Annotated in this window: 8 protein-coding genes; all 8 read left to right on the top strand. The window is 42.8% G+C overall.

The window, feature by feature from the left end; translation table 11 throughout:
- Positions 1 to 459: 459 nt before the first annotated feature.
- Positions 460 to 1,407 (top strand): hypothetical protein, encoded by a 948-nt coding sequence (locus tag HMPREF1505_RS11620; RefSeq protein WP_036925545.1) that lies wholly within the window; start codon positions 460 to 462, stop codon positions 1,405 to 1,407.
- Positions 1,408 to 1,701: 294 nt separating this feature from the next.
- Positions 1,702 to 2,793: an aldose epimerase family protein gene (locus tag HMPREF1505_RS11625; protein ID WP_036925549.1), complete on the top strand. Its 1,092-nt coding sequence runs from the start codon at positions 1,702 to 1,704 to the stop codon at positions 2,791 to 2,793.
- A gap of 42 nt (positions 2,794 to 2,835) precedes the next feature.
- Entirely contained in the window at positions 2,836 to 4,119 is a 1,284-nt protein-coding gene (locus tag HMPREF1505_RS11630; RefSeq protein WP_036925552.1) for an MFS transporter, read from the top strand.
- Between the two features lie 91 nt (positions 4,120 to 4,210).
- A complete protein-coding gene (gene galK / locus HMPREF1505_RS11635; protein WP_036925556.1) occupies positions 4,211 to 5,371 on the top strand; it encodes a galactokinase in 1,161 nt (386 codons plus the stop codon).
- 223 nt (positions 5,372 to 5,594) lie between these two features.
- Positions 5,595 to 6,263: an NUDIX domain-containing protein gene (locus HMPREF1505_RS11640; protein ID WP_036925559.1), complete on the top strand. Its 669-nt coding sequence runs from the start codon at positions 5,595 to 5,597 to the stop codon at positions 6,261 to 6,263.
- A 297-nt stretch (positions 6,264 to 6,560) separates the two neighbouring features.
- Positions 6,561 to 6,740 (top strand): hypothetical protein, encoded by a 180-nt coding sequence (locus HMPREF1505_RS13585; RefSeq protein WP_036925562.1) that lies wholly within the window; start codon positions 6,561 to 6,563, stop codon positions 6,738 to 6,740.
- Complete coding sequence (locus HMPREF1505_RS11650) at positions 6,737 to 8,752, top strand: transketolase (RefSeq protein WP_036925564.1); 2,016 nt, start codon at positions 6,737 to 6,739, stop codon at positions 8,750 to 8,752. The genes HMPREF1505_RS13585 and HMPREF1505_RS11650 overlap by 4 nt, the downstream gene beginning before the upstream one ends.
- Before the next feature lie 64 nt (positions 8,753 to 8,816).
- Positions 8,817 to 9,263 (top strand): ribose 5-phosphate isomerase B, encoded by a 447-nt coding sequence (rpiB, locus tag HMPREF1505_RS11655; RefSeq protein ID WP_036925567.1) that lies wholly within the window; start codon positions 8,817 to 8,819, stop codon positions 9,261 to 9,263.
- Positions 9,264 to 9,499: the final 236 nt, after the last annotated feature.

Genomic DNA, 9,499 nt, shown 5'->3' on the forward strand with positions numbered 1-9,499 from the left:
GCTTAATTGGCTTGCAAAAGGTGCCCTTTTGAGGTCTAACTAACGCCCTTTTGAAGTCCAATTAAGCACCTTTCACAACGCTATTCTTCAACTACCTGATTACTTGATAGTTACAAGAGTAATCGAAAACGCCATTTTTAACCTAAAAGTAAGACATCAAACGCATTGTTTTGTCATAATATTTCATACAGAGATAGCGCTTATTTATGTGCTATATATCTACAGTGAATTATACTATTCATTAAAGAAAGCTTAGATAAAAAGTTATGAAAAAGCTAAAACGGAGTATCTATGAGCGTACACATCCATAAAGAAGAGCATTTTATCGTACAGAAATCGCACGAAAAGAAATAAAACACAAATATTTGGAACTTCCTCCCTTTTTATCTATCTTTGCGAATCATAATAAAGTTATGAGAACAAAATAGAATCATTATTAAAACTCTTATTTATCATCTTATGAAACGATTTCTTTATTTACTCTTATCTGGAATTGCACTATTGACAGCGTGTCAAAACAATCCCTCTAAGCAATCAGATAAAGACATACAAAATATTGACAGCATAAAGCAGGAAACAAAGGCTGACAGTATAAAACAAACAGCTAATATCGACAGCATAAAACAGGTTCTTGCAAAGACTACTGACCCTCTGAAACGTATTCAACTTCATGAGCAAGTTATTGACCTTACAATTGAAGCTGCAACACCAGAGGAGCGTTGTAGAATCTTTGATGATTTTAATACACAAGTGGAAAAAGAGTTACTTAAAATCAACGAGCATGAAAGCTATTTCCTTGACCACTATTACGAATTTAGGATGGATGATGAAGGTAATGAGAAAGAGCCACATGATTCCATAATACAGAAGGAACAATATTATAAGAAGTACGGCATAGATGTAGAAGATTTGGGAGAGGGAATAGTAGAACTTGCACCTCCAGCCAAGTTCTATACTAAGTATGTCAAGCTCTTACCGAAATACTACCAAGACTTTTGGCACCTATTGAAGGATAGTGAGAACATTGCCCCAGATGCTGGACTGATAATAACTTGGCGAGAGTTGGGTAATCTGCTTGCTCGATATGAGGCTTATGTAAAGGCAAATCCAACGCAGAAAGAATTATTCTGTAGACTACAAGATGACTATAAATTTCTCCAGTATGCCTTTTTGTTTGGCCTTGATAACACCCCTATATCTTACGATGACGTACATTTAGACAATGATGTGAAGAAAGAATGGGAACGATTTATAAAGACATATCCTAACAGCCCGACAACACCTTTTGCCAAAGAAATGCTTCAGCAAAAGAAATTCGACGATTTAGAACACATGCATAATAAGCTAACAAAGTTTCAGGAGACGTCAAACTATCCTTTGCTTAAGGCTTGTCCCGCTAAGAAATAGAGGATACGTAGAGGTTATTTAATCCAATATTTGCACACGAATCCTTATAAAAAGAGGTATTATCTTCGTTTAAAAGACTTAGATTAATCTTAAAGAATAAAGACATTTTTAATCCAAATCGATCATAAGAGATTAAATCTCCATAAAATCATAATGGTTGATTTGGATTAAATAGCCGTTATGTTAATTGTTTTTAACACACCATACCCTATTATTTTCAAAGTTAAGTTTGCAGTTATCGTTTATTTTTATTTACTTTGCAGGTCTTGAAATAGTAACTAAAAACAGAACATCATGGTAAATACCGAAGAGACACACTACGCGTGTGGACTGAAAAAAGAAGACTTCCAGACGACAATAGACGGTAAGAAAACCGATCTTTATGTACTCAGAAATGCCAAGGGCAATGAGGTTGCAGTCACTAATTACGGTGGTGCGATTGTTGCTATCATGGTTCCTGACAAAGAAGGTAAATTAGCAAATGTCATTCAAGGACATGACAATATACAAGAGGTTATCGCCTCACCAGAGCCTTATCTTTCAACACTTATTGGCCGTTATGGCAACCGTATTGCTAAAGGTCGTTTCCAGTTGAACGGAAAGGAGTATAAACTTGCTATTAATAATGGTCCTAACTCTCTGCATGGAGGTAAGGAGGGCTTTAACGCAAAGGTATGGGATGCAGTACAAGTTAACGACCATGCCGTTGTTTTGAAGTACATTTCTTCTTATGGAGAGGAAGGCTATACAGGCGAAGTTGAAGTCTGGGTAGCCTATTCATTCTCTGATAACGACGAACTCATTATCAAGTATTCTGCAAAGACAAACAAGAAAACGATTATCAATCTTACCAGTCATGGATTCTTCTCTTTGGCAGGTATTGCTAATCCTACACCAACAATTGACGACTTAGAATGCCAGATAAACGCAGACTTCTATCTTCCTATTGACGATACATCCATCCCAACGGGTGAGATTTTGAAGGTAGCTGGAACCCCATTCGACTTCCGTGAGCCAAAGGCAGTAGGTCAGGATATCGACGCTGAGCACGAACAGATTAAGAATGGCGCAGGTTACGACCACTGTTTCGTACTGAATAAGAAGGAAGAAGGCGAGCTATCATTCGCTGCACGCATCAAAGAACCAAAGAGTGGCAGAACAATGGAAGTGTATACAACAGAGCCAGGTGTTCAAGTATATACCCATAACTGGGCTGACGGCTATAAGGGACAGCATGGTGCCACCTTCCCACGTCGCAGTGCTATCTGCTTCGAAGCACAGCACTTCCCAGACAGTCCAAACCATCCTTATTTCCCTTCTGTCATCTTAGAGCCATGTAAGGAGTACACACAGAGAACGATTTATAAGTTCGGTGTAGAGAAATAAGCATCTAAAAAGGAAATAATAAATAAAAATTGAAATATCAAAATGGAAAATCAAACTAACAAGAAAGGAACCTTGGTGGCAATTATCACCATGATGTTCTTATTTGCGATGATCTCTTTCGTAACCAATATGGCGGCACCATTTGGTACAATTTGGAAGCAGCACTATGAGTGGGCTGGTATGATGGGTAACATGATGAACTTTGCAGCTTACCTTTTCATGGGTATTCCTGCAGGTATGATGATTACAAAATACGGATATAAGAAGACTGCTCTTGTAGCTTTGGCACTTGGTTTCTTCGGTATTGGCATCCAGTATTTCTCAAGTACAATGGACGGAAATGCCATCAGCACATACGTAGTTTACTTGCTCGGAGCCTTCGTTTGCGGTTTCTGCGTTTGTATCTTGAACACCGTTGTAAACCCAATGTTGAACCTTCTTGGCGGTGGTGGTAACCGTGGTAACCAGCTGATTCAGACGGGTGGTTCGTTGAACTCACTCGCAGCGACGCTGACTCCAATGCTCGCAGGTTCTATGATTGGTGAGATTACAAAGGAAACATCACTCAAGGCAGTAACTCCATTGTTGTTGATTGCGTTAGTTATCTTTGCAGCTTCATTCGTTATCGTTTGGTTTACACAGTTGACAGAGCCGGAGACAGAGAAGACAGACGTTGTTGGTGGTGTCAAGGAGGCTCTGCGTTATCGTCAGTTGTTGCTCGGTATCATTGCTATCTTCTTCTACGTAGGTGTTGAGGTTGGTATTCCTGGTCAGCTCTTGTTCTACCTCAGTGAGCCAGTTGCAAAGGGCGGTGTACTTGGTAGTGCAGCAACAGCAGGTTTGATTGCAGGTGTTTATTGGATGTTGATGCTCGTAGGTCGCTTCGTTAGTGCCTTCATCAGCGGTAAGGTATCATCTCGTATGCAGTTGACCGTAACCTCAGCAGTAGCCCTCCTCCTCTTGCTCGTTGCTATCTTCATGCCAGAGGATGTAAAGATGAGTCTTTCAATTCCTAACCTTGCAGAGAGCACATTCGACAAGGTAGAGGTCCCAACAAAGGTATTGTTCATCATCCTTTGTGGTATCTGTACATCAGTTATGTGGGGTGTAATCTTCAACCTCGCTACCGAAGGCCTTGGTAAATACACAGCGACAGCTTCTGGTCTCTTCATGACTATGGTTGTTGGTGGTGGTGTAATGCCATTGATTCAGAACCTCATGGCAACAAAGGTAGGCGACATCCAGAGCTACTGGCTCATCGTTGGTATGTTGGCTTACATGCTCTTCTACGCTTTAGTAGGCTCACATCCTTCAAAGAAGGCTTAAAACAAGCATCCTTATAATGGCAGGCATCACGCTTGCCATTATAAGGAGATATATACATAAAACCCTAACTATCATTCAAAACATTACTAACATGGACATAGAATTCGTAAGAAGCCGTTTCATTAAGCATTTCGACGGTCAGACTGGAAACATTTATTTCTCACCAGGACGTATAAACCTTATTGGCGAACACACTGATTACAATGGTGGTTTCGTATTCCCAGGTGCAGTAGACAAGGGCATTATGGCAGAGGTTCGTCCCAATGGTACAAACACTGTTATGTGCTACTCTATCGACCTTAAGGACCGTGTAGAGTTCAAAGTTGACGACCCAGAGGGGCCACGCGCTACATGGGCACGCTTCATTTATGGTATGGTACAGGAGTTCAAAGCACTTGGTGTTGACGTAAAGGGTTTCAACATTGCCTTTGCTGGTGACGTTCCTCTCGGTGCAGGTATGAGTTCATCTGCTGCTATGGAGAGCTGTTTCGGATGCGCATTGAACGACTTGTTTGCTGATAATAAGATATCAAAGTGGGACATCGCACTCGCTGGTCAGGCTACAGAACATAAGTATATCGGTGTGAACTGTGGTATCATGGACCAGTTTGCAAGCGTCTTCGGTCAGGAAGGTAAGCTGATGCGCCTTGACTGCCGCAGCCGTGAATTCGAGTATTTCCCATTCAATCCACAGGGTTATAAGCTCGTTCTTGTCAACTCAAAGGTTAAGCACGAACTTGTTGGTAGCCCATATAACGATCGCCGCAGAAGCTGTGAGAACGTTGTTGCAGCTATTGCTAAGCAGTTCCCAGAGAAGAAGTATGAGACATTGCGTGATGCTAACTGGGACGAGTTAGAGGCTGTTAAGGACAAGGTTAGTGCTGAAGACTACCAGCGTGCACACTTCGTTCTCGGTGAGAAAGAGCGCGTACTCGCTGTTTGTGACGCACTTGTTGCTGGTGACTATGAGACAGTTGGTCAGAAGATGTATGAAACACATCACGGACTTAGCAAGGAATATGAGGTAAGCTGCGAAGAACTCGACTTCCTCAACGACATTGCTAAGGAGAATGGCGTAACTGGTTCCCGCATCATGGGTGGTGGCTTCGGTGGTTGTACCATCAACCTCGTTAAGGATGAGTTGTATGACAAGTTCATTGCTGACGCAACAGAGAAGTTCACAGCAAAGTATGGTCATGCCCCAGAAGTCTACCCAGTGGTTATCAGTGAAGGTTCTCACAAGGTTTGCTAAGAGCATAATGGTATCTAACGAGGTGTCATTTTCATCGATATTTAATTAGTATAAGGGCTGGATTCAACATAAGAAGTTCAGCCCTTAGCTAAAAATAAGCGTCATAAACACAAGAAGTAATCCAACACAGGAAGACCTTTAAATCCCAATACACAACAAAAAAGATATTACTACCTAACCAAGAGATATTTACAAGTTTACATCTCATATCAAAACCTACAACATGAATAAATACTACAAAGGTGAACCCAAACTATTAGTTTCGGTCGACTGCATCGTACTCGGCTTCGAAAACAAAAAGCTACAGTTACTCGTTGGTAAGCGTAAGGTTGAACCATACAGCGGCAAACTATCTCTCTACGGCGGATTCGTTAGAGAAGACGAGAGCTTAAAAGAGGCTGCCAACAGAGTTCTTTTCCAATGTACGGGCATCAATGACATCTATATGCGACAGGTGGGAGCCTTCGGTGAGACTGATCGTGACCCTGGTGATCGCGTTATCTCAATCGCTTATTGCGCCCTCATCAATGTGTCTGACTACGATAATAAGTTATTGGAAGAGAACGACCTACAGTGGGTTGACATCAACAAATTACCAGAGCTATATGGTGACCACATCGAGATGGTACAGATAGCATTGAGCCAACTCCGCAAACTCATCAATAAAGACCCACTCGGTTTCAATCTTCTCCCAGAACTCTTCACGCTCACACAGCTTCAGAATGTCCACGAAGCGATTATGGGTGTTGAGATTGACAAACGCAACTTCCGTAAGCGTATCAAGCAAATCGACTTCATTGAGAAGACAAAGTATATTGATAAGATAACCAGCAAGCGTGGTGCAGCATTGTATCGCATCAACAAACAAGCATATTCAGACGCCTCACTATAATCCTTCATAGGAGGCTAACGATAGAAGCATATAGCTAAGATAACACATAAAAAGGGTATATCGGATGTTAAAAGGTCACTGACAAACATTCTGATATACCCTTTTATCGTGTTCTTATCCATCCATTGCCACTTCTCTTATACCTCATTGCATACCTGATTACCCACAAGATGATTCGTACTAACGCCCCGCACCAATTGTGCGAAGCCTCCGCACACTATGTGCGAAGCCTTAGCACAACTATAAAAGGTGACAATGACGACATCCTTCAACGCTGAAACAAGCTACTGAAAAAGGATGATGAACTTCGATAAAACAGTCATAAAACAAGCACTCATCAACCAAACGGAGCAAAGCAAATACTATGCTTTAGGCATTTTTGGATATTTTGGGGAAAATAGTAAGTTTAATATTTTGATGTCTCCATATTTATCTTTATATTTGCATTATAATTTCAAAAATCCTATCTATTTATGAATGACAAGCATTTGATGGACCAAGCAGCGGATAACATCAGAATTCTCGCAGTGTCAATGGTTGAAAAAGCTAAATCAGGACACCCTGGTGGCGCTATGGGCGGTGCCGACTTTATCAACGTTCTCTTCTCTGAATTTCTCGTCTTTGACCCAGATCAGCCTGAGTGGGAAGGACGTGACCGATTCTATCTCGACCCAGGTCACATGTCACCAATGCTCTATGCAGCATTAACACTCCAGAGAAAGTTCACAATTGACGATATAAAGCAATTCCGTCAGTGGGGGTCAATCACACCAGGTCATCCTGAGAGAGACATCGCACATGGCATCGAGAACTCTTCTGGTCCACTTGGACAAGGCCATGCCTACGCAGCCGGTGCAGCAGTTGCTGAGAAATTCCTTGAAGCACGACTTGGTCATACCATGATGCAACACAAGATTTATGCCTTTATCTCTGACGGTGGTGTCCAAGAAGGTATTAGTGCAGAGGTAGGACGATTGGCAGGAAACTTAGGACTCAACAATCTTATTATGTTCTATGACGCTAATAACATTCAGCTTTCTACTGAGTGTGGAGCGGTTATGGACGAAGATACTGGCATGAAATATCGTGCTTGGGGATGGAATGTGTTGGAGATTGATGGCAATAATCCAGACGCTATCCGTGAAGCACTTGTAGCTGCTAACAAGGAAGAAAGCCGCCCTACGCTTATCATCGGTAGGACTATTATGGCAAAAGGAGCATTGCAGGCTGACGGTAGTAGCTACGAAAACAGCATTAAAACACATGGCGCACCATTGGGTGGTGATGCCTATAGAAATACAGTAAAGAATCTTGGTGGTGACTTAGAAGACCCATTCAAGATTTTCCCAGAGGTTCAGAAGCTTTATGATGACCGTGCAGCAGAACTCAGAAAGATTGTTGCTGAGCGTCATGCAGCTGAAGCACAATGGGAGAAAGAGAACCCTGAGAAGGCAGCACAGATGCGTGAGTGGTTCTCTGGCAAGGCTCCAAAGATTGACTGGAGTGGCCTTGTACAGAAGCGCGACATTCCTACACGTAATGGTTCTGCAGCTTGTCTCGGTGTTATCGCAGAGCAAGTTCCTAACATGATTGTATCATCAGCCGACCTCAGCAACTCTGACAAGACAGATGGATTCCTTAACAAGACACACGCACTCACACGTGATGACTTCAGCGGAGCCTTCTTCCAGGCTGGTGTTAGCGAGTTGGCAATGGCATGTATGTGTATCGGTATGATGCTTCATGGTGGTGTCATCACTGCTATGGGAACCTTCTTCGTATTCTCAGACTATATGAAACCGGCTATTCGCATGGCTGCTCTCATGCAGACTCCAGTTAAGTTTGTATGGAGTCATGACGCTTTCCGCGTTGGTGAGGATGGTCCTACGCACGAGCCTGTAGAGCAAGAAGCACAGATTCGATTGATGGAGAAGTTGCAAAACCACGCTGGACAAGACTCTGTTCGTGTGCTTCGTCCTGCCGATAGTGATGCTGCAACCGTTTGCTGGCAGATGGCTATGGAGAACATGGATACGCCAACAGCACTCATTTTCTCACGTCAGAATGTGAAGAGTCTACCAGAGGGAACAGACTATCAGCAGACTCGCAAGGGTGCATACATCGTAACAGGCTCTGACGAGCAGTTTGATGTTATCCTCGTTGCAAGCGGCTCTGAGGTTTCTACCTGCGTTGCAGGAGCTGAGTTGTTGCGCAAGGACGGAGTGAAGGTACGTGTTGTAAGCGCACCATCAGAGGGTCTCTTCCGCCGTCAGAGTAAGGAGTATCAGGAGCAGATTCTGCCAAGAGACGCTAAGATTTTCGGTCTGACAGCAGGTTTGCCAGTAACGATCGAGGACTTGGTTGGTGCCAATGGAAAGGTATTCGGCCTTAACAGCTTCGGTTTCTCAGCACCTTACACAGTCTTGGATGAGAAGTTAGGCTTCACTCCAGAGAATGTATATAAGCAAGTAAAAGAGTTTTTAGCATAAACGTTTAACCTGAGTCTCTAAGTTCATCAGCGAAGGCAGAGGCTCATAAAAACCTAAACAGCTTATGGAAATTAAGACAGTAGGAGTTGCCTGCGACCACGCGGGCTATCCATTAAAGCAGTTCGTTATCCAGTATTTGGAAGAGCACAAGTATGCATATAAGGACTTTGGCTGTAATAGCGATTTAAGTTGCGACTATCCTGACTATGCTCACCCATTGGCTGAAGCCATTGAGAGTGGTGAAGTTTATCCTGGTATCGCTATCTGTGGTAGTGGTGAGGGTATGGCAATTGCACTTAACAAGCACCAAGGTGTACGCGCAGGTTTGATATGGAACAAGGACGTTGCAGAGTTGACTCGTCAACATAATGATGCAAATGTTGCTGTACTTCCTGGCAGATTTATCGATAATAAGACAGCAGAAAAGATTCTCGATGCGTTCTTCAAAGCAAGCTTCGAGGGTGGCAGACACGAGCGTCGTGTTAAGAAGATTCCTGTTCAACAGGGCTAATCATAGCTTTGTCTGATTGAATAAGACAAACAAAAGATAAACAGTTAAGGTGTTCAGAGGATTCTGGACACCTTTCTTTTTGGGGTCTTCAGGACTTTGGAGTGATAAAGTTTACCACTTGTGTTTAGGGTTTGAAGTAATGTCACACGGAGGTACGGAGAGGACGGAGGATTATTAAAACAAAGCAATGGAAGTCACGGAGGCACCGTCGGTGCATAGAGCGACGGAGCTTGTTT

This window comes from Prevotella sp. ICM33 (assembly GCF_000517825.1).
Classification (GTDB): Bacteria; Bacteroidota; Bacteroidia; order Bacteroidales; family Bacteroidaceae; genus Prevotella; species Prevotella melaninogenica.